General features: G+C 70.6%; 12 protein-coding genes. 5 read left to right on the top strand and 7 right to left on the bottom strand.

The features are described 5' to 3' along the window. Positions 1 to 19: 19 nt before the first annotated feature. From AC06E6_RS07300 to blaCESS, 3 genes are all read right to left on the bottom strand, one after another. Entirely contained in the window at positions 20 to 604 is a 585-nt protein-coding gene (locus tag AC06E6_RS07300) for a hypothetical protein (protein ID WP_478060950.1), read from the bottom strand. Between the two features lie 371 nt (positions 605 to 975). After that, the gene (locus AC06E6_RS07295) at positions 976 to 2223 is read right to left on the bottom strand and encodes a cation:proton antiporter (protein WP_104938273.1); all 1248 of its coding nucleotides are present in this window, start codon (positions 2221 to 2223) and stop codon (positions 976 to 978) included. A 70-nt stretch (positions 2224 to 2293) separates the two neighbouring features. Further along, positions 2294 to 3184, bottom strand: a complete 891-nt coding sequence (blaCESS, locus tag AC06E6_RS07290) for a CESS family extended-spectrum class A beta-lactamase (RefSeq protein WP_478060743.1) — start codon at positions 3182 to 3184, stop codon at positions 2294 to 2296. A 166-nt stretch (positions 3185 to 3350) separates the two neighbouring features. Here blaCESS and AC06E6_RS07285 point away from each other — a divergent pair, with 166 nt between their 5' ends. After that, positions 3351 to 4220, top strand: coding sequence for a LysR substrate-binding domain-containing protein (locus AC06E6_RS07285; protein ID WP_478060741.1), 870 nt, complete (start codon positions 3351 to 3353; stop codon positions 4218 to 4220). A 28-nt stretch (positions 4221 to 4248) separates the two neighbouring features. Here AC06E6_RS07285 and AC06E6_RS07280 read toward each other — a convergent pair whose 3' ends face one another. Beyond that, positions 4249 to 6126, bottom strand: coding sequence for an ABC-F family ATP-binding cassette domain-containing protein (locus AC06E6_RS07280; RefSeq protein ID WP_478060739.1), 1878 nt, complete (start codon positions 6124 to 6126; stop codon positions 4249 to 4251). A 309-nt stretch (positions 6127 to 6435) separates the two neighbouring features. On the opposite strand from AC06E6_RS07280, the gene AC06E6_RS07275 reads away from it, so the two are divergent. Together AC06E6_RS07275 and ybaL are read left to right on the top strand one after the other, a co-directional pair. Continuing rightward, positions 6436 to 8826 carry a TonB-dependent receptor plug domain-containing protein gene (locus AC06E6_RS07275; protein WP_478060738.1) on the top strand — a complete coding sequence of 797 codons (2391 nt, stop codon included), beginning with the start codon at positions 6436 to 6438 and terminating at the stop codon, positions 8824 to 8826. 149 nt (positions 8827 to 8975) lie between these two features. Further along, entirely contained in the window at positions 8976 to 10673 is a 1698-nt protein-coding gene (gene ybaL, locus AC06E6_RS07270) for a YbaL family putative K(+) efflux transporter (protein WP_161614716.1), read from the top strand. Between the two features lie 23 nt (positions 10674 to 10696). Here ybaL and AC06E6_RS07265 read toward each other — a convergent pair whose 3' ends face one another. Beyond that, positions 10697 to 11602, bottom strand: coding sequence for a LysR family transcriptional regulator (locus tag AC06E6_RS07265; protein WP_104940138.1), 906 nt, complete (start codon positions 11600 to 11602; stop codon positions 10697 to 10699). A gap of 122 nt (positions 11603 to 11724) precedes the next feature. Between AC06E6_RS07265 and AC06E6_RS07260 the strand changes: the two genes are divergently transcribed. Continuing rightward, a complete protein-coding gene (locus AC06E6_RS07260) occupies positions 11725 to 12375 on the top strand; it encodes an NAD(P)-dependent oxidoreductase (protein ID WP_161614718.1) in 651 nt (216 codons plus the stop codon). 90 nt (positions 12376 to 12465) lie between these two features. On the opposite strand, the gene AC06E6_RS07255 is transcribed toward AC06E6_RS07260, so the two are convergent. Next, the gene (locus AC06E6_RS07255) at positions 12466 to 13752 is read right to left on the bottom strand and encodes an O-acetylhomoserine aminocarboxypropyltransferase/cysteine synthase family protein (RefSeq protein ID WP_104940137.1); all 1287 of its coding nucleotides are present in this window, start codon (positions 13750 to 13752) and stop codon (positions 12466 to 12468) included. 226 nt (positions 13753 to 13978) lie between these two features. Between AC06E6_RS07255 and AC06E6_RS07250 the strand changes: the two genes are divergently transcribed. Continuing rightward, positions 13979 to 15619, top strand: a complete 1641-nt coding sequence (locus AC06E6_RS07250; protein ID WP_240211665.1) for an alpha/beta hydrolase — start codon at positions 13979 to 13981, stop codon at positions 15617 to 15619. 91 nt (positions 15620 to 15710) lie between these two features. On the opposite strand, the gene clpB is transcribed toward AC06E6_RS07250, so the two are convergent. Continuing rightward, entirely contained in the window at positions 15711 to 18293 is a 2583-nt protein-coding gene (gene clpB, locus AC06E6_RS07245) for an ATP-dependent chaperone ClpB (RefSeq protein ID WP_240211719.1), read from the bottom strand. Between the last annotated feature and the right edge of the window lie 27 nt (positions 18294 to 18320).

Here is an 18320-nt window from a genome sequence, read left to right as displayed (position 1 = left end):
TCGGAACGAAGGGCGCCGGTCAGGCGCCCTTTTCCGTGGCGGCGGCCGCGGCGCCCCACGGTGGCGGCGGCGCCGGCAGCGGCCGGGTGAGGTCGAACTCGACCTGGAACAGGCGCCCGTCCGGCCGCGAAAGTTCATACAGGAAGCGCCGCCCCGGCTCGATTTCCATCGCCCAGGTGTTGCGCAGCGACCCGGCCAGGCCCTCGCGCCCGAACATCGCCACGGACGCGGCGTCCACCGGGAACGCCTGCCGCCGTGCGGTACCCGGCTCACGGGTATCGCCGCCGTAGAGGGTGACCTTGTCCGGGCTGCCATCGGCATGGCGGTGGTCGTGCTTGAGCCGCAGGCGATCGCCGACGCGGGTCAGCACCCAGGTCCGCGACCGGTCCTCGCCGACGTGGAACGGCACCCGCAGCTCCTGCGCCGGCGCGTCGCACCCGCGCACGTGCATCACCAGGGCCTGGCCTTCGAAGGGATCGGGCGTGGCGCTTGCCGGCCGGTTGGCCACCACGCGGCCGGCGAACGCCTGCCCGCAATGCTGCGCCAGGGCAGCCAGGAACCCGGCGGCGCCGGTGTCGGCGGCGGGCGCGGTCGGCGCCGCCATCGACGCGACCGGGACGAGCAACAGCGGCAGCAGACCTGCAGGAAAAGAGCGCTTCATGCCCCGACCCTAGCCGTTGCCTCCGGCGGCGGCAAGCCGTGGCGGCCGCCCGGCGCGGCGGCGGGGCACGCGGCAACGTTCGGGCGGCGGCGATCCGCGGGCCTTCACCGGCCTGATGACGCCCCGCTTGCGCACCATCGTCGCCGGATTCCGCGGCACCCGGGCAACCGCGTCGGCGCGTTGCCCGGACCCGACCTCTCACCCCTTCGGGTCGGGCGTACCTTCCTGTGCATGGTGTTGCCTTCGCGGGAACGGCAACCGCGGCGGGCGGGATCAGCGTCCTTCCCCGGCCTGCGGGGAACGACCATGAAACCTCACGCCTGGCCGGAGGGCGGCCGCGCGCCGTCGATCAGCACCGGCCGGTCGGCGCCTGCCGGCGGCGGCGCGGGCGGCTGCACCGCCACGTCCGCATCGTGCGCGATGTCCTTGCCCAGCGGATCAACGCTCAGCGGCGCGCGCAGCACCAGCGACGGCAGCAGCGTGTTCAACGCCGCATACAGCAGCAGCGCGCCGTACAGCACCGCCGGGGCGTCGAAGCGTTCGCGCATGATGCCGGCCAGCACCAGGGTGAAGATCAGGGTCGGCGACAACGCCAGCGACACCCGCAGGCTGGACATGAAGCTCTCGCCGAACAGCACCCGCCGCTGCAGCCAGACCACCGCGATGCGCAGCGGCAGCACCACCAGGGTGATCACCACGCCCAGCCCCAGCGCCTCGAAGCTGAGCGCGTCGCCGGGCACCTTGGTGCCGGCATTGAAGAAGTAGAACGGGACGAAGAACGAGGCGAACAGGCGCAGCGCGTGCAGGTTCTCGTGCGAGGCCAGCAGCGGCATGCGCTGCTGCAGCAGGCGCGCGACCAGCCCGGCGATGAAGGCGCCCACCAGGTAGTACACGCCCAGCGAATAGGTGATGTAGGCCGCGAGCAGGCCGACCATCACCAGCAGCGAGAACTCCGAGCCCGGCGCATGCGGCGCCACCCAGCGGCCGAGGCCGACGAACAGCAGCGGCAGGCCGACCATCATCGCCAGCAGCACCAGGCTGGACAGCGCCATGTGCGCGGGATCGCCGGCCTGCAGCACCACGAACAGCGCCGCCAGTGCCAGCAGTTCGCCGGCGATGGCCTTGCTGCTCACCCAGAACCGTTCCGCCTCGTCCAGCCCCAGGCGCGCGAGCGAATCCATGATGAAGCCGGTCGATGGGGTCAGCAGCGCCAGCGCCAGCAACCCCGCCGCCTGCCACTGCAGGCCGCCGTAGCGCCAGCCCAGCCAGGCCACCCCGGCCAGGGTCAGGCTGCGGATCAGCAGGTGTACCAGCAATGGCCACATGCCGCGCCGCAGGTCCTTCAGGTCCACCTCGAGGCCGGCGAACAGGAACAGCGAGGAGATGCCCAGCGTGGCCAGCAGCCCCACCACCGGGTCGTGCGCGCCATCGCCCAGCCACAGCATCACGCCGATGCCGAACACCAGGCAGGTCAGCGGCGCCGGTACGCAGAAGCGCTGCAGTGCGCGCGGAATCACCAGCAGCGCGAAGATCAACAACAGGTAGACCAGCTCGCGGCTCATGCGCCCGGTTTCCTTTCCCCAACTGGCGCACAGGGTACACGCGGCGCCGCCGCCGGCACACCGCCACGGCTCATCCCAGGTACGTGGCCGCCTGTTCGCCGACCCGGCGCAGGATGGCGTCGCGCCCCGCGTCGTCGAGCACGGAACCCTGCAGGAAAACGGCCAGCACCCAGGGGCTACCGCCACGCCGCGGCCACAGCACGGCGATGTCGTTGCTGGTGTCGCGGCCGTTGCTGCCGGTCTTGTCGCCCACCCGCCAGCCCGCCGGCAGCCCCGCGCGCAGGCGCGCGTCGCCGGTCTGGTTGTCGATCAGCCAATCGGCCAGTTGCTGGCGCGACGCCGCGTCCAGCGCGTGCCCGAATACGAAACGCTGCAGGTTGCCGGCCATGGCCGCCGGACTGGTGGTGTCGCGCGGGTCGTCGGGAGCGAAGCGGTTGGCGTCGGGCTCGTAGCGTGCGGCGACGGTCACCGCGTCGCCCTGCGCGCGCAGGAACGCGGTCAACCCGGCCGGTCCGTCGACCAGCGGCAACAGCAGGTTGGCGGCGGCGTTGTCGCTGGTGGTCAGCGTCGCCCGGCACAGGTCGCGCACGCCCAGGTCCTTGTCGACATGGCGCGCGCTTACCGGCGAATGGGCGATCAGGTCCGAGGCCCGCACCGCTACCCGCCGGTCCAGCGACAGCCGGCCCTGCGCGGCCCGGTGCAGGACCGCGGCGACCAGCAGGAACTTGAAGGTGCTGCACATCGGGAAACGCTCGTCCATGCGCTGGCCGAAGCGGGCCCCGCTGGCCGGATGCCACAGGCACACGCCCAGGCGCCCGCCGCTTTCGGCCTCCAGTGCGTCGAAGCCGGGCGTCGCGGGGCTGCGCGCCACTGCCCTGGCGGTGCGTGCCAGTACGGGGCCGGCGACGATCCCGGCAAGGGCGGCGCCGGCGAGGGCGATGAACGGGCGGCGGGCGATCATGCGGTGCTCCCTGCGGGGTGGCCGCGATTATGGAAAGCCGCGCGTGTCGCCCACCAGCACGAAAAACCATCGGCAGCCATCAGGTTTATTTGTGGCGACGCCAGAAATTCCGGCCTTCCGTGCGGGAATAATGGGGCCACCCATCACCCACTTTCATGGCTCAGGCATGATCCGCCCCCAGCTGCCGCTCAACGCCCTGCGCGCCTTCGAGGCGGCCGCGCGCCACCTCAACTTCACCCGCGCGGCGCTGGAGCTGTGCGTCAGCCAGGCCGCGCTGAGCCACCAGATCCGCACCCTGGAAGACCGCCTGCAGGTCACGCTGTTCCACCGGTTGCCACGCGGGGTGGCGCTCACCGACGAGGGCGCGGCGCTGCAGCCGGTGCTCACCGAGGCGTTCGACCGCATCGCCATCGCCCTGGACCGCTTCGCCGGCGGCCGTTTCCGCGAAGTGCTCACGGTGGGCGTGGTCGGCACCTTCGCCACCGGCTGGCTGCTGCCGCGGCTGGGCGATTTCGAGGCCGCGCACCCGGATATCGAACTGCGCCTGCAGACCCACAACAACCGCATCGACCTGGCCGGCGAAGGGCTGGACCTGGCGATCCGCTTCGGCAACGGCGACTGGCAGGGCCAGGCCTGCACGCCGATCCTCGATGCGCCGTTCGCGCCGGTCTGCGCGCCCACGCTGGCGCGGCGCCTGCGACAGCCGCGCGACCTGGCGGGGGCGCCGTTGCTGCGCTCCTACCGCAACGACGAATGGCCGTGCTGGCTGCAGGCCGCGGGGGTGGCCGGGGTGGAAGCGCGCGGGCCGGTGTTCGATTCCTCGCTGGCCCTGGCCAGCGCCGCCGCGGCGGGCGCCGGGGTGGCGCTGCTGCCGCTGCGCATGTTCGAACAGGACCTGGCCGACGGGCGCCTGCAGCAGCCCTTCGCGCAGACCCTGTCGCTGGGCCGCTACTGGCTCACGCGGCTGCGCTCGCGCGAAGAACGCGAGCCACTGCGGCGCTTCCGCCAGTGGCTGCAGGCGCAGGGCCAGGCATAGCGGCCGACCCGGTGGCCGACCGCGGCGCCTAGTCGAGCAGTTCCATCCACGCCGCTTCGGCCTGCTCCAGCTGCTGCGCGAGCACCTCGCGCTCGCTGCCGAGCCGGCCCATCTTCGCCGCATCGGCGTAGTTGCCCGGGTCGGCCAGCTGGCGGTCGATATCGGCCAGCGCCGCGCCCAGCTGCTCGACCTTCTTCTCGGCCGCCTCCAGCTTGTGCGGGTTGACCGGCTTCTTCGCCGGCACCGGCGGCGCGGCCGCCGGCGCAGGCGCCGGTTCGGCCGGCTTTGCGCCCTTGTCGGCGCGGTCGGCCTTGCTGCGCGCGCCCTGCGCGCTGGCGCGGGTGCGCAGCCACGCGGCGTACTCGTCGAGGTCGCCGGCGAACGGCTCGACCACGCCGTCGGCCACGCGCCAGAAGGTGTCGCAGACCAGGCCGATCAGGTGGCGGTCGTGCGAGACCATGACGATGGCGCCCTCGAACACGCTCAAGGCCTCGGCCAGCGCCTCGCGCATTTCAAGATCGAGGTGGTTGGTCGGTTCGTCGAGCAGCAGCACGTTGGGCTGCTGCCAGGCGATCAGCGCCAGCGCCAGGCGCGCGCGCTCGCCGCCGGAGAAACCGTCCACCGGCTCGAACGCGCGGTCGCCGGGGAAGTTCCACTTGCCTAGGAAGTCGCGGAAGTTCTGGTTGACGCCGTCCGGGTCGATCTCGCGGAAGTGGTCCATCGGCGTGGCGCCCTCGCGCAGCGACTCCACCGTGTGCTGGGCGAAGTAGCCGATCTTCATGTCCGGGTGTGCGCTGCGCTCGCCGGCCAGCGGCGGCAGGTCGCCCACCAGGGTCTTGACCAGGGTGGTCTTGCCGGCGCCGTTCGGGCCGAGCAGGCCCACGCGCTGGCCCGCCTCCAGGCCGAAGCCGACATCCTTCAGGATCACCGCGTCCTGGCCGTAGCCGGCCGCGACGTGGTTCAGGCGGATCAGCGAGAACGGCAGCTTGGCCGGCTCGGAGAACTCGATGCGGAATTCGCGTTCGGCGCGCACCGCCTCGGTACCGGTCATCTTGGCCAGGCGCTTCATGCGGCTCTGCGCCTGGGTGGCCTTGCTGGCCTGCGCCTTGAAGCGGTCGATGAAGCTCTGCAGGTGGGCGCGCTCGGCCTGTTCCTTTTCGTGCGCGATCTGCTGCTGGCGCAGGTGCTCGGCGCGCTGGCGCTCGAAATCGGTGTAACCGCCGGTGTACAGCCGCGCGCTGCCGCCGTGCAGGTGCAGGGTGTGGGTGGCGACGTTGTCGAGGAATTCGCGGTCGTGCGAGATCAGCAGCAGCGTGCCGGGGTACTTGAGCAGCCACTGTTCCAGCCAGTACACCGCGTCCAGGTCGAGGTGGTTGGTGGGTTCGTCGAGCAGCAGCAGGTCGCTGGGCATCATCAGCGCGCGCGCCAGGTTCAGGCGCGCGCGCCAGCCGCCGGAGAACGCCGCCACCGGGCGGGCGTGGGTCTCGGCCGGGAAGCCCAGGCCGTGCAGCAGCCTGCCGGCGCGCGCCTCGGCGTCGTACGCGCCCAGCTCGGCCATCTTCTGGTGCGCGTCGGCGACCGCTTCCCAGTCCTCGCGCGCGGTCGCCGCGGCTTCCTCGGCCAGCACCGCGGCCACCACGTCGTCGCCGCCGAGCACGAAGTCGATGGCGCGGTCGGGCAGCGCCGGGGTTTCCTGGGCCACGTCGGCGATGCGGATCTTGCCCGGCAGCGACACGTCCCCCTTGTCGGCTTCCAGCTCGCCGCGCACCGCGGCGAACAGGCTGGACTTGCCGGCGCCGTTGCGCCCCACCACGCCCACGCGGTAGCCGGCATGCAGGGTGAGGTCGACGTTGGACAACAGCAGGCGCTCGCCCCGGCGCAGGGCGAAATTACGAAGGGAAATCATGAGGGGGTCCGTTATAACGAAACGGAATGTGCACCTAAGCAACATTCCTGCGACGCAATTCTAGCGTTAACGAATACTTGACTGACGCTTCCCGCGCACGGATCACCCCGCGGGTCGCCCTCCCCCGCCACCGCCCGCGCCGCGCATTCCGGTCGAAATGCTTTCAAAAGCAACGATATAGGCAGGCGCCGCGGCATTTGACACAACGTAAAAATTCCATTAATCCATGATGGCGCACCGCACCACTCCCACCGTGACGGACCTTCCGTCGCCGCAGGTGCCGCCCCTTCATACCGGAGCTGCAAACAGATGAACCGCAAGTCCAGTACGCTCGCCGTTGCCGTCGCCATCGCCCTCGGCCTCCCGGTTGCCCCCGCCTTCGCCCAGTCCGGCGCGCAGACGCTCGACACCGTGATCGTCACCGGTACCCGCGTGGCCGACCGCACCGTGGCCGAATCGCAGTCGCCGATCGACATCATCACCCCCGAGGTCCTGCAGGCCACCGGCTCGACCGAGCTGGCCACCGCGCTGTCGCGCGCCCTGCCCTCGCTCAACTTCCCGCGCCCGGCGCTGACCGACGGCACCAGCGGGGTGCGTCCGGCGCAGCTGCGCGGGCTGTCGCCGGACCAGGTGCTGATCCTGATCAACGGCAAGCGCCGGCATCTGTCCGGCCAGCTCAACGTCAACGGCAGCATGGGCCGCGGCTCCTCGGCCGTGGACCTGAACACCATTCCGGTGGCGGCGATCGAGCGCGTGGAAGTGCTGCGCGACGGCGCCTCGGCCCAGTACGGCTCGGACGCCATCGCCGGGGTGGTCAACATCGTGCTCAAGGGCGCCGGCAAGGGCGGCAGCCTGGCGCTGGACCTGGGCCAGTACTCGGCCGGCGACGGCAAGCAGTACCAGCTCTCCGGCGACACCGGCGTCAGCTTCGCCGACGGCCGCGGCACGGTGCATTTCGCCGGCCAGCTCTCGCACCAGGACCGCACCAACCGCGCCGGCCCGTTCAACGCCTACGGCCTGCCGGGCAACCCGACGCCGAACACCGGCAACTACCCGGGCGTGGGCGTGAAGGCGTTCGTGGTTGGCGACCCGGAAGTGGACACCCGCGCCGTGTCGGCCAATGCCGGCTTCGATTTCAGCGACAGCCTGCATGGCTACGCCACGGCCATCGCCAGCAACCGCGACATCACCTCGTTCGCGTTCTACCGCTCGCGCAACCACAACGCCGCGACCAAGCTGCTCTACCCGGACGGCTTCGTCCCGGAGATCAACCAGTACCTCAAGGACCGTTCGCTGGTCGCCGGCCTGAAGGGCAGCAGCGAAGGCGGGCTCAACTGGGACGTGAGCTACAACTACGGCTACAGCCGCATCGATTTCGCCACCGACAACACGATGAACTACGCGCTGGGCGCCACCAGCCCCACCCGCTTCCGTGACGGCGCGCTGGAATACACCCACAACATCGTCAATGCCGATTTCTCGCAGGCGCTGGACTGGGGCCTGGCCTACCCGGTGACGCTGTCCTTCGGCGCCGAGTACCGCCAGGAGAAGTGGAACCAGTCGCCGGGCGAACCGAACTCCTATTTCGGCAGCGGCGCGCAGGGTTTCGGCGGCTTCACCCCGATCAACGCGGTGCACGCCGACCGCCACAACTACGCGCTGTACGCCGGCCTCGAAGCCGACCTGACCGACAGGCTGTCGGCCGGCGCCACCGTGCGCTACGAGGACTACTCGGATTTCGGCAGCAAGACCTCGGGCAAGCTGTCGGCCCGCTATGCGTTCAGCGACACCGTGGCGCTGCGCGCCACCGTTTCCAACGGCTTCCGCGCACCGTCGCTGGCGCAGCAGAGCTACCAGGTCATCACCAGCAACTACTCCAACGGCGTGTTCGTCGAGTCGGGCACCTTCCCGGCCACCAGCGTCGTGGCGCAGGCGCTGGGTTCCAGGCCGCTGCAGGCGGAAACCTCCACCTCCTACAGCCTGGGCCTGGTGCTGCAGCCGGCCGAGCGCCTGTACCTGACCGTCGATGCGTTCCAGATCGACATCGACGACCGCATCCTGCTGTCGTCCACCATCAACACCAACCCGGCGACCAACGCCCTGCTGACCTCGCTGGGGATCAACAACGTCACCGCCTTCCGCTACTTCAACAACGCCGCCAATACCCGCACCCGCGGCGTGGACGTGGTCGGCAGCTACAACATCCCGCTGGCCGCCAGCGCCCTGGACCTGACCGCCAGCTACAGCTACAACACCACCGAGGTGAAGCGGCTGGCGCCGTCGCCGGCCGTGCTGACCGGGCTGGGCCTGACCACGCCGCTGGTGGGCCGCGACGAGATCGGCCGGCTGGAGGACGCCTTCCCGCGTGACAAGGCCATCGTCGGCGGCACCTGGAGCGCGGACCGCTGGAGCGTGGGCCTCAACGCCACCCGCTATGGCCGCTTCACCGTGCGCCAGACCAACCCGGCGTTCGACCAGAGCTACGACCCGCAGTGGGTGCTGGAAGTGTCGGCCAGCTTCAAGCCGAGCGCGCAGTGGACGCTGACCGTGGGTGCGGACAACGTGCTCGATTCGCATCCGGACAAGGTCAACCCCGCGTTCACCAGCGTCAACGCCTGGGGCCAGATGCCGTACAGCAACTACGCGCCGGCCGGCTTCAACGGCGCCTATGTCTACGGCCGCATCGGCTACAAGTGGTAAGCGGCGCGCGCGCCTGAGGCGTCGGCAAATGCCCCGGGAAACCGGGGCATTTGCTTTTCCGCGCGCGACACCGTGTTTTCCGCGCGGTTTCCTTGTCTACGCCGGAGGCACCCGTAGAATCCTCCCATCCCCCCTGCCTGCGAGTTCCGATGCACCATGACACCGCCCTGATCAACATGATCGCCATCGGCCTGGGCCTGGCCTTCGTGCTTGGCGCCCTGGCCAACCGGCTGCGGCTGTCGCCGCTGGTGGGCTATCTGGTCGCGGGGGTGGTGGTCGGGCCGTTCACGCCGGGCTTCGTCGCCGACCAGGCGCTGGCCAACCAGCTGGCCGAGATCGGGGTGATGCTGCTGATGTTCGGCGTCGGCCTGCATTTCTCGCTCAAGGACCTGATGGCGGTGAAGGCCATCGCCATTCCCGGCGCCATCGGCCAGATCGCGGTGGCCACGGTACTCGGCTGGGGCGTGGCCACGCTGATGGGCTGGCCGCCGCTGCACGGGGTGATCTTCGGCTTCTCGCTGGCCACCGCCTCGACCGTGGTGCTGCTGCGGGCCATGGAGGAACGCCGCCTGCTGGAGACCACCCGGGGCAAGATCGCGGTGGGCTGGCTGATCGTCGAGGACCTGGCCTGCGTGCTGGCGCTGGTGATGATGCCGGTGATCGCCGGGGTGTTCGGCCCCGAGGCGCAGGGCCGCAGCCACAGCCTCGGCAGCGTGCTGGCGTCGATCGGCTGGACCTTCGTGCAGTTGGGCCTGTTCGTGGCGGTGATGCTGCTGGTCGGGCGCCGGGTGATCCCGTGGATCCTGGAGCGCATCGCCGGTACCGGTTCGCGCGAACTGTTCACCCTGGCGGTGCTGGCCATCGCGCTGGGCGTGGCATTCGGCGCGGCCGCGCTGTTCGGCGTGTCGTTCGCGCTGGGCGCGTTCTTCGCCGGCATGATGCTCAACGAGTCCGAGCTGAGCCACAAGGCGGCGCACGATTCACTGCCGCTGCGCGATGCGTTCGCGGTGCTGTTCTTCGTCTCGGTGGGCATGCTGTTCGACCCGATGATCGTGGTCGAGCACCCGTGGCAGGTGCTGGCCACGGTGGCGATCATCATGTTCGGCAAGTCGGCCGCGGCGTTCTTCATCGTGCGCGCGTTCGGCCATTCCAAGGCCACCGCGCTGACCATTTCCGCGTCGCTGGCACAGATCGGCGAGTTCGCCTTCATCATCGCCGGGCTTGGCGTGGCGCTGAAGATCCTGCCCGGCACCGGGCAGTCGCTGGTGCTGGCCGGCGCGCTGGTGTCGATCATGCTCAACCCGCTGGTGTTCGGCCTGCTCGACCGCTGGCAGGCGCGGCACAAGGAAGCCCTGCCGGTGCCGGAAGCACCGGACATCCCCCCCGGGCCGTCGCTGGACCTGCACGACCACGCCATCGTCATCGGCTATGGCCGCGTCGGCAGCACCCTGGCGCAGGTCCTGCGCGACCGCGGCGTGCCGGTGCTGGTGATTGACGACAACCGCGACCATGTCGAGCGCGCGCACGCCGCCGGCATTCCCGGCATCCGCGGCAGCGCCGCCGCCGACCTGGTGCTGGCCGAAGCCCATCCGGAACGCGCCAGCATCGCCATCCTCGCCATCCCGCAGCCGCTGGAGGCCGGCGAAGCGCTGGCCAAGCTGCGCGCGATCAACCCCAACCTGACCCTGCTGGCGCGCGCGCACAGCGATGCCGAGGTCAAGCACCTGCTCGAGCACGGCGCCGACGGCACGGTGCTGGCCGAGCGCGAGCTGGCGCACTCGCTGGCGGAAATGGTCATGGCCACGCCGCCGTACCGGGCGCTGCGCGTGGGCGCCACCGCCCACTGACGCCCCCGCGCCGCCGGGAGCGCTCAGGCCGTGCCAGCGACGGCGCCGGGAAGGCGCGCCAGGTAATCGCCCAGCCGTTCGATCGCCTGGCGCACCTTGGCCGGCTGGGTCTGCCGGTGCGGGGTCACCGCCCACACCGGCAGCGCCGGGATGTCCCAGTCGGGCAGCAGCCGCAGCAGCCGGCCGTCGGCCAGCAGCGGCATGACGTCCAGGCTGGTCAGCACCGCCACGCCCAGTCCGGACACGCACAGTTGGCGCACCGCCGGCTGGTTGTGGCTGACCAGGCGCGGATGCGCCGGCACCTGCCGCTCCTGGCCGGAGGCACGGTGCCGCCACGCCAGCCCAGGCACCTGGGCCAGGCCCAGCCATTCGCTGGCCGGTACCTGCAGCGGGTCGGCCGGCGGGCCATGCCGCCGCAACCAGTCCGGTGCGGCGCAGGCCCAGCGCTGCAGGGTCCCCAGCGGCTGCGCCATCCAGTCGCTGTCCGGCAACCGGCCGAAGCGCAGCGCCAGGTCGATGCGGGCCTGCACCAGGTCGGTCCAGCCATCCTCGAAATGCAGGTGCAGCCGCAGCTGCGGGTGGTCGCGCAGCCACGCCCCCAGTGCCGGCCCGACATGGTCGGCCATGCCCAGCGGCGCGGACAGGCGCAGTTCGCCGCTGGGCGCATGGCGCGCCGCCGACAGCTCGGCCGCGGCCTCGCCGGCGGCATCCAGCAGGCGCGCGCAGGCCGCGTAGTAGCGGCCGCCGACGTCGGTCAGCGACAGCTGCCGGGTCGAACGGTGCAGCAGCGCCACGCCGGCCTCCTGTTCGAGCGCGCGCACCTGCTGGCTGATCGCCGACGTACTCATGCCCAGCGCCCGCGCCGCGGCGCTCATCGAGCCGTGCCGGACCACCTGCGCGAACAGCGCCATGCGCCTGAGATTCTCCACTGCCCCTCCTGCCGCCGCGCCATCGTGAAGCGCGGCTTCAAGGTGATTGTGGGCCCCGGGGACTGCCGCCGCCACCACGCCGGGAGGACACTGTGGGCCTGCCATCCACACGAGGAATCGCCATGAACGTCGCCCTGATCGGTGCCACCGGCTTCGTCGGCCGCGCCCTGCTCGAGGAACTGCTGGCGCGTGGCCACGCGGTCACCGCGCTGGCCCGCCACCCGGAAAAACTCGCCGCGCGCGACCACCTGCGCGTGGTCCGTGCCGACGTGCAGGACCCCGCGCAGGTTCAGGCCGCGGTGGCCGGCAGCGACGCGGTGCTCAGCGCCTACAACGCCGGCTGGGACAACCCGGACATCTACCACGACTTCATGCAGGGCTCGCGCGCGATCGTCGCCGGCACCAAGGCCGCCGGGGTCAAGCGCTACCTGGTGGTGGGCGGCGCCGGCAGCCTGTACACCGCCGACGGCGTTCAGCTGGTGGACACGCCGGATTTCCCGCCGGCGTTCCATGATGGCGCCCGCGCCGCGCGCGACGCGCTGGAGGACCTGAAGGGCGAATCCGCACTGGACTGGACCTTCCTCAGCCCGCCGGTGGGCTTCCACGCCGGTGGCCCGACCGCGCGCACCGGCCGCTACCGCACCGGCAGCGACACCCCGCTGATGGCCGCCGACGGCCCCGGCACCATCAGCCCGGCCGACCTGGCCGTGGCCGTGGTCGACGAACTGGAGCAGCCGCGGCACCTGCGCCAGCGCTTCACCATCGCCTGGTAAGGCCGCCCGCGCGATGCACGGCGGCGCGGCAACGCCGCCGGTGGGCCCGGCGCGCTTCGGCACCGCCGGAGCCCGCGCGGATCACCGCGCTCAGGCCTGCGCCAGCGCCTGTTCCAGGTCGGCCAGCAGGTCGTCGATGTGCTCGATGCCGACCGACAGCCGCACCGTGTCCAGCGTCACCCCGGCCTTTTCCAGCTCGGCCGCGTCGAGCTGGCGGTGGGTGGTGGAGGCCGGGTGCGTGGCCAGCGACTTGGCGTCGCCCAGGTTGACCAGCCGGGTGAACAGCTGCAGCGCGTCGAGGAACCGCGCGCCGGCCTCGCGGCCGCCCGGCAGGCCGAAGGTCAGCACCCCCGAGCCGTGCCCGCGCAGGTACTTGCGCACCAGCGCGTGCTCGGGGTGGTCGGGCAGCGCCGCGTAGTTCACCCACGCCACCTTCGGGTGCCGCTGCAGGAAGGCCGCGACCGCCAGCGTGTTGCTGTTGATCCGGTCCATGCGCAGCGCCAGGGTCTCGATGCCCTGCAGGATCTGGAAGGCGTTGAACGGCGAGATCGCCGCGCCGGTGTTGCGCAGCGGCACCACGCGCGCGCGGCCGATGTAGGCGGCCGGCCCCAGCGCCTCGGTGTAGACCACGCCGTGATAGCTCACGTCCGGCGTGTTCAGGCGCGGGAACCGCTGCCGGTGCTCGGCCCAGGGAAAACGCCCCGAATCGACGATCGCCCCGCCCAGGCTGGTGCCATGCCCACCCAGGTACTTGGTCAGCGAATGCACCACGATGTCGGCGCCGAAATCGAACGGGCGCAGCAGGTACGGCGTGGCCACGGTGTTGTCGACGATCAGCGGCACGCCGTGCGCATGCGCGATCGCGGCGATGGCCTCGATGTCGGTGATGTTGCCGCGCGGGTTGCCGATGGACTCGACGAACACCGCCTTGGTCCGCTCATCGATCAGCGCCGCGAACGCCTGCGGATCGCGGTAGTCGGCGAAACGGGTCTGGATGCCGAACTGCGGCAGCGTGTGCGCGAACAGGTTGTAGGTACCGCCATACAGCGCGCTGGAGGCCAGGATGTTGTCGCCGGCCTCGGCGATGGTCTGGATCGCGTAGGTGATGGCCGCCTGCCCGGACGCCAGTGCCAGCGCGCCGACGCCGCCTTCGAGCGCGGCGATGCGCTGCTCCAGCACGTCGGTGGTGGGGTTCATGATCCGGGTGTAGATGTTGCCCTGCACCTTGAGGTCGAACAGGTCGGCACCGTGCTGGGTGTCGTCGAAGGCATAGGCCACGGTCTGGTAGATCGGCACCGCCACCGCGCGGGTGGTCGGGTCGGGACGGTAGCCGCCGTGCACGGCGATGGTTTCGGGCTTCCAGTTCGGCGCGGACATCACAGGCTCGATGCAGGGGTGGCCCATGACCATAGCCGAGCCGCTGCCGGCCATGGCCGCTGGTTGCAACGGTTACTGCTGATCCGTGGTGATCAGCCGATAACCCGGATGCATGAGCAGGTATCCCGTGGCGCGCGCCGGCGCCCGGCCAACGCCGGTTTTACCCCGTCGCCCCCCATGTCGCACACTGCGGCCTCACGCTACGCGGGAGTCTGCCATGCGCCCCATGTCCGTTCCGATGCCGCTGCGCGCGGTCCATGCCATTGGCCTGCTGTCGTTGTGCGCGCTGGCGCACGCCGGCCAGATCCGCGTGCAGTTGCCCGCGGACGCCACGGCCGGCGTGGCCGGCCGGCTGCTGCTGTACGCCGAGCCGGCCGCAACCGCCGAAGCACGCGCCAGGGACGGCAAGGTGCCTGCGGTCGAGACCAGCCTGTTCGCCGGCACCCACGCCACCGTCGCGGGCATGGACATCGCCCGCATCGCGCCCGGCCAGACGCTGCCGGTGGACACCGAAACCCTGGCCTGGCCGGCGCCGTTCCCGCAGCTGGCCGACGGCACGTACTACGTGCAGGCGGTGCTCGATACCCAACGCGACAACAACTACGCCGGCCGCGGCCACGACGACCTGCTGAGCGCCCCGACCCGGGTGGTGCTGGGCAGGGACGCGCCCACCGTCACGTTGCTGCTGGACCAGCGGGAAGCCGCCGCCGGCGACCCCTGGGAACTTTCCGGACGCCTTCCCGAGGCCGTCCGCCAGGCGGCGCCCGCGGCTAGGGCCGCCACCCGGGAGATCGATTTCACCAGCCCGGCGCTGAGCGCATTCTGGGGCCGGCCTATCCACATGCGTGGCTGGGTGGTGCTGCCGCCCGGCTACGATGCCGCCGCGCAGGCGCGCTATCCGGCGGTCTATTACACCCATGGCTTCACCGGCAACCAGCGCAAGCTGGTGGGCACCGCGGCCAGCGTCTACCAGGGCATGCTCGCCGGCGAACTGCCGCCGATGATCCTGGTGCTGCTGGATCAATCCAGCGCGACCGGCACCCACGAATTCGCCGATTCGGTCAACAACGGCCCCTGGGGCCAGGCCTTGACCGGGGAGCTGATCCCGCAGCTGGAGCGCGACTACCGGATGGACGGCAACGCCTCCGGGCGCTTTCTCAACGGTCATTCCTCCGGCGGCTGGGCCGCGCTGTGGCTGCAGGTGCGTTATCCGGCGCTGTTCGGCGGCGCCTGGGCCACCGCGCCCGATTCCAGCGATTTCCACGACTTCAGCGGCATCGACCTGTACACGGCCGGTGCCAACGTCTACCGCCGTGCCGACGGCCAGCCCTGGCCCCTGGTGCGCAACCAGGGCAAGGTGGTGGCCAGCTTCCAGCAGTTCGCGCAACTGGAGGAAGTGACCGGCCCGGTAGGTGGCCAGCTGGCCTCGTTCGAGTGGGTGTTCTCGCCACGTGGCGCCGACGGCCGGCCGATGCCGATGTTCGACCGCGGCACCGGCCAGGTCGACCCGCAGGTGGTGGCGTACTGGCGCGAGCACTACGACATCGCGGCGCGGATCCGCCGCGACTGGCCGCAGCTGGAACCCGACCTGGACGGCAAGCTGCACGTCTATGTGGGTACCGCCGACAACTTCTACCTGGACGGTGCCGCGCGGCGGCTGAAGGCGGCGCTGGACGGGGTGGGCGCCCGCTCGGATTTCCGCTTCGTGCCGGACCGCACCCACTTCGACCTGTATGCCGACGGCGAGGACCGCCAGGCGCTGCTCAAGGACATCGCCTGGCAGATGTACGCACTGGCGAGGCCGGGCGCGAAGCGTCCCACGGCACCCGCACCGGCGCCAGCCGGAGCTGGAGCGGTCACGCCGTAACGCCCTCGCAGCGCGCCGGCACCGGAACGAAGAAGGCGGCCCATGGCCGCCTTCTTCGCCTGCCCGATGGCGGGCCGCAGCCCGCCCGCGCTCACTTCACGAACGCCAACCGGCCGCCCTCGGCATCCACCTTCACCGTATCGCCGTTGACGAACCTGCCGGACAGGATCTCCTGCGCCAGCGGGTTCTCGATCTGCTGCTGGATCGCGCGCTTGAGCGGCCGCGCGCCATACACCGGGTCGAAACCGACATTGCCCAGCAACTCGTAGGCCTTGTCCGACAACTCGATGCGGATGCCACGCTCGCCCAGCCGCTTCTCCAGGCCGCGCATCTGGATCCGCGCGATCTGCTTGATCTGCTGCTTGTCCAGCGGGTGGAACACGACGATGTCGTCCAGCCGGTTGATGAACTCCGGGCGGAAGTGCGCCTGCACCACGCCCATCACCGCCGCCTTCATCTGCAGGTACGCCTCCGGCGAATCGTCGGCGCTCAACTCCTGGATCTGGTGCGAGCCCAGGTTGGAGGTCATCACGATGACGGTGTTGCGGAAGTCCACGGTGCGGCCCTGGCCGTCGGTCAGGCGGCCGTCGTCGAGCACCTGCAGCAGGATGTTGAACACGTCCGGGTGCGCCTTCTCCACCTCGTCCAGCAGGATCACGCTGTACGGGCGGCGGCGCACCGCTTCAGTGAGATAGCCGCCTTCCTCGTAGCCGACGTAGCCCGGGGGCGCACCGATCAGGCGCGCCACGGAGTGCTTCTCCATGAACTCGCTCATGTCGATGCGCACCATCGCGTCGGACGAATCGAACAGGAAATCGGCCAGCGCCTTGGTCAGCTCGGTCTTACCCACCCCGGTAGGGCCCAGGAACAGGAACGAGCCGCTGGGGCGGTTCGGGTCGGACAGCCCAGCGCGCGAACGCCGCACCGCATCGGAGACCACGCGGATCGCCTCTTCCTGGCCGACCACGCGGTTGTGCAGCATCTCCTCCATGCGCAGCAGCTTGTCGCGCTCGCCCTCGAGCATCTTGCTGACCGGGATGCCGGTCCAGCGCGAGACCACCTCGGCGATCTCCTCGTCGGTCACCCGGTCCTGCACCAGCTTGAAATCCTTGCGTTCGACTTCCTGCGCCGCCGCCAGCTGCTTTTCCAGGTTGGGCAGCAGCCCGTACTGGATCTCGCTCATGCGCGCGAAATCCTGGCGGCGCTGCGCCGCTTCCAGCTCCAGCCGCGCCTGCTCGATCTGCTCCTTGATCTTGGTGGTGCCCTGCAGCGCGGCCTTCTCCGACTTCCAGATCTCGTTGAGATCGGAGAACTCGCGCTCCAGCCCGTCGATGTCCGCCTCCAGGTCGGCCAGGCGCTTCTGCGACGCCTCGTCCTTCTCCTTCTTCAGCATCTCGCGCTGGATCTTGAGCTGGATCAGGCGGCGCTCGAGGCGGTCCAGCTCCTCCGGCTTGGAATCGATCTCCATGCGGATGCGCGAGGCGGCCTCGTCCATCAGGTCGATGGCCTTGTCCGGCAGCTGGCGGTCGGTGATGTAGCGGTTGGACAGCGTGGCCGCGGCGACGATCGCCGGGTCGGTGATCTCCACCCCATGGTGCACGGCGTAGCGCTCCTTCAGCCCGCGCAGGATGGCGATGGTGTCCTCCACCGTCGGCTCGCCGACGAACACCTTCTGGAAACGGCGCTCCAGCGCGGCGTCCTTCTCGATGTACTGGCGGTATTCGTCCAGCGTGGTCGCGCCGATGCAGTGCAGCTCGCCGCGCGCCAGTGCCGGCTTGAGCATGTTGCCCGCGTCCATGGCGCCGTCGGCCTTGCCGGCGCCGACCATGGTGTGCAGTTCGTCGATGAACAGGATGATCTGGCCCTCGTTCTTGGCCAGGTCGTTGAGCACGCCCTTCAGGCGCTCCTCGAACTCACCGCGGAACTTGGCGCCGGCGATCAGCGCGCCCATGTCCAGCGACAGCACGCGCTTGCCGCGCAGGCCCTCGGGCACCTCGTCGTTGACGATGCGCTGGGCCAGGCCCTCGACGATGGCGGTCTTGCCCACGCCGGGTTCGCCGATCAGCACCGGGTTGTTCTTGGTCCGGCGCTGCAGCACCTGGATGGTGCGGCGGATCTCCTCGTCGCGGCCGATCACCGGGTCGAGCTTGCCGCTCTCGGCGCGCGCGGTCAGGTCGATGGTGTACTTCTCCAGTGCCTGGCGCTGCTCCTCGGCGTTCTCGCTCTGCACGGTCTCGCCGCCGCGCAGCTTGTCGATCGCCGCTTCCAGCTTCTTGCGGTCGGCACCGGCCGCGCGCAGCGCCATGCCGGCCGCACCGCCGTCGTCGGTGGCGGCCAGCAGGAACCATTCACTGGCGATGAACTGGTCGTTGTGCTGCTGGGCCAGCTTGTCGGTGGCGTTGAGCAGGCGGCTCAGGTCGTTGCCCATCGACAGGTTGCCGGCCTGGCCGGACACCTTGGGCAGCGCGTCCAGCGCCTCGCCCAGGCGCTCGCGCAGCAGCGGCACGTTGACCCCGGCCTGGGCCAGCAGCGGCCGGCTGCTGCCCCCGGCCTGGTCGAGCAGCGCGGCCAGCACGTGCACCGGTTCGATGATGTTGTGGTCGCGGCCCACGGCCAGCGACTGCGCATCGGCCAGGGCTTTCTGGAAGTTGGAGGTGAGCTTGTCCATCCGCATGGTGGTCATCCCGAATCAGGGGCCGGC

It is taken from the genome of Stenotrophomonas sp. Steno-Z10-HUANG (assembly GCF_056393075.1).
This window is presented reverse-complemented; position numbering and strand designations above follow the sequence as displayed.

Bases quoted from the DNA above. Each gene is read 5' to 3' on its own strand.
- AC06E6_RS07300 (WP_478060950.1), bottom strand. From the start codon at position 604: ATGGCGGCGCCGACCGCGCCCGCCGCCGACACCGGCGCCGCCGGGTTC.
- AC06E6_RS07295 (WP_104938273.1), bottom strand. From the start codon at position 2,223: ATGAGCCGCGAGCTGGTCTACCTGTTGTTGATCTTCGCGCTGCTGGTG.
- blaCESS (WP_478060743.1), bottom strand. From the start codon at position 3,184: ATGATCGCCCGCCGCCCGTTCATCGCCCTCGCCGGCGCCGCCCTTGCC.
- AC06E6_RS07285 (WP_478060741.1), top strand. From the start codon at position 3,351: ATGATCCGCCCCCAGCTGCCGCTCAACGCCCTGCGCGCCTTCGAGGCG.
- AC06E6_RS07280 (WP_478060739.1), bottom strand. From the start codon at position 6,126: ATGATTTCCCTTCGTAATTTCGCCCTGCGCCGGGGCGAGCGCCTGCTG.
- AC06E6_RS07275 (WP_478060738.1), top strand. From the start codon at position 6,436: ATGAACCGCAAGTCCAGTACGCTCGCCGTTGCCGTCGCCATCGCCCTC.
- ybaL (WP_161614716.1), top strand. From the start codon at position 8,976: ATGCACCATGACACCGCCCTGATCAACATGATCGCCATCGGCCTGGGC.
- AC06E6_RS07260 (WP_161614718.1), top strand. From the start codon at position 11,725: ATGAACGTCGCCCTGATCGGTGCCACCGGCTTCGTCGGCCGCGCCCTG.
- AC06E6_RS07255 (WP_104940137.1), bottom strand. From the start codon at position 13,752: ATGTCCGCGCCGAACTGGAAGCCCGAAACCATCGCCGTGCACGGCGGC.
- AC06E6_RS07250 (WP_240211665.1), top strand. From the start codon at position 13,979: ATGTCCGTTCCGATGCCGCTGCGCGCGGTCCATGCCATTGGCCTGCTG.
- clpB (WP_240211719.1), bottom strand. From the start codon at position 18,293: ATGCGGATGGACAAGCTCACCTCCAACTTCCAGAAAGCCCTGGCCGAT.